A 1,582-nucleotide genomic window follows, 5' to 3' on the forward strand; every position below is an offset into this window, starting at 1 on the left:
CCTGCCCCGGGAGAGTGGTCCCAGCGACCGGCCCCAGCTGGCCGCTCCCCTGGTCCCGTTCCGGGCGCCGCCGTCCCTCTCCATCACCGTCGACTTGCCCCATGCGGGCAGGATCACCGGATTGGGCATCCCCAAGGGGGTCACCTTGATCACCGGAGGGGGATTCCATGGAAAATCGACCCTGTTAAGGCCCTGGAACTGGGAATCTACAACCACATTCCCGGTGACGGGCGGGAACGCTGCGTCTCCCATCATCAGACGGTCAAGGTCCGGGCCTATGCCGGCCGCGCCGTCGTCAACACCGATATCGGCATGTTCATCGACCGGCTTCCCTTTGGCACGGATACCCGTGCTTTCAGTACGGAAAATGCCAGCGGCAGCACCTCCCAGGCCGCGGCCATCGTCGAGGCGATCGAAGCCGGTGCGCGGGTGCTGTTGATGGACGAAGACACCTGTGCTACCAATTTCATGGTCCGTGACAACAAGATGCAGCAACTGGTGCGTCGGGATGACGAGCCGATCACGGCGTTTATCGACCGGGTCCGGCAGCTTTACCGGGAACAGGGGATTTCCACGGTGCTGGTGTTGGGTGGGGTGGGGGACTACTTCGACGTTGCCGATCATGTCATCCAGATGGTCGATTACCAGGCCGTGGACGTTACCCTGCGGGCCCACCAGATCGCCGCCGCCTGCCCGGTGCGGCGGAAGGATGAAGGCCGCGTCATGCCTTTTCGTCCCTGCCCGCGGATTCCCCTGGCCGACAGCATCGACCCGGTCAATGCGTTCGGCAAGCGCAGCATTCGCGCCCAGGACCGCCAGCGGCTGATTTTCGGACGGCAGGTGATCGATCTGGCCGATCTGGAGCAACTCACCGAGACCGCCCAGACCCACGCCATCGGATCGGCCATCGAATACGGCAAACCGTACATGGATCGGCACACCCCCCTGCGGGCGGTTGCCGAACGGGTGGTCGCGGATATGGCCGAGAAAGGGCTCGATGGGATCAGCGATCGGATCTGTGGCCATCTTGCCGGGTTCCGGGCCCTTGAACTGGCTTTTGCCCTGAATCGGCTGCGGGGAATCCAGATGATCCAAGAGGGCTGCGGGTCCTGAGCCGCCGCCGGATTCGGAGAAGGAGCATGCCAGCGTCTTTTTTTCGTCTTGCCGGTGTCATCGGGCTGGTCATGGTTATGGTTGCCGGTTTGGCCGCGGCCGATCCGCCGGTCCTGCAAAAGGCCAGCGTTTACACGGGCAGTGAGCCGATTGCCGGCTGGCTGATGAGTGAGAAGCTCGACGGCATCCGCGGGGTCTGGAACGGCAAGACCCTGATGACCCGCAAGGGCGTGGAGATCCACGCACCGGCCTGGTTCACGGCCGCCTTTCCGCCCTTTGCCCTGGACGGTGAGTTGTGGCGTCGGCGCGGCGATTTCGCCTTTGTGCAAAACACCGTGCTGGACGATGTCCCCTCAGACGGATGGCGGGAGATCACCTACAACATCTTCGAAGTTCCGGGAGTACCCGGTGACTTTCCTGCCCGGCTCGACCGGGCGCGGGCCTGGTTCGCGGCCCACCCCGCCCCGCA

1 protein-coding gene and 2 pseudogenes are annotated in these 1,582 nt (G+C 64.2%); all 3 read left to right on the plus strand.

The genetic code is table 11. The features are described 5' to 3' along the window. Positions 1 to 49: 49 nt before the first annotated feature. Positions 50 to 657, plus strand: a pseudogene (locus tag JCM12296_RS51230) (P-loop domain-containing protein); the annotation flags it as partial. Between the two features lie 66 nt (positions 658 to 723). Continuing rightward, the gene (locus JCM12296_RS51235; RefSeq protein ID WP_422699274.1) at positions 724 to 1,113 is read left to right on the plus strand and encodes a hypothetical protein; all 390 of its coding nucleotides are present in this window, start codon (positions 724 to 726) and stop codon (positions 1,111 to 1,113) included. Positions 1,114 to 1,139: 26 nt separating this feature from the next. Beyond that, positions 1,140 to 1,582, plus strand: a pseudogene (locus tag JCM12296_RS34660) (hypothetical protein); the annotation flags it as partial.

The organism is Desulfosarcina cetonica JCM 12296, from assembly GCF_001311845.1.
Lineage (GTDB): Bacteria > Desulfobacterota > Desulfobacteria > Desulfobacterales > Desulfosarcinaceae > Desulfosarcina > Desulfosarcina cetonica.

What these genes read in the sequence shown, in the direction of transcription:
- JCM12296_RS51235 (WP_422699274.1), top strand. Translation starts at nt 724, where the DNA reads ATGCCTTTTCGTCCCTGCCCGCGGATTCCCCTGGCCGACAGCATCGAC.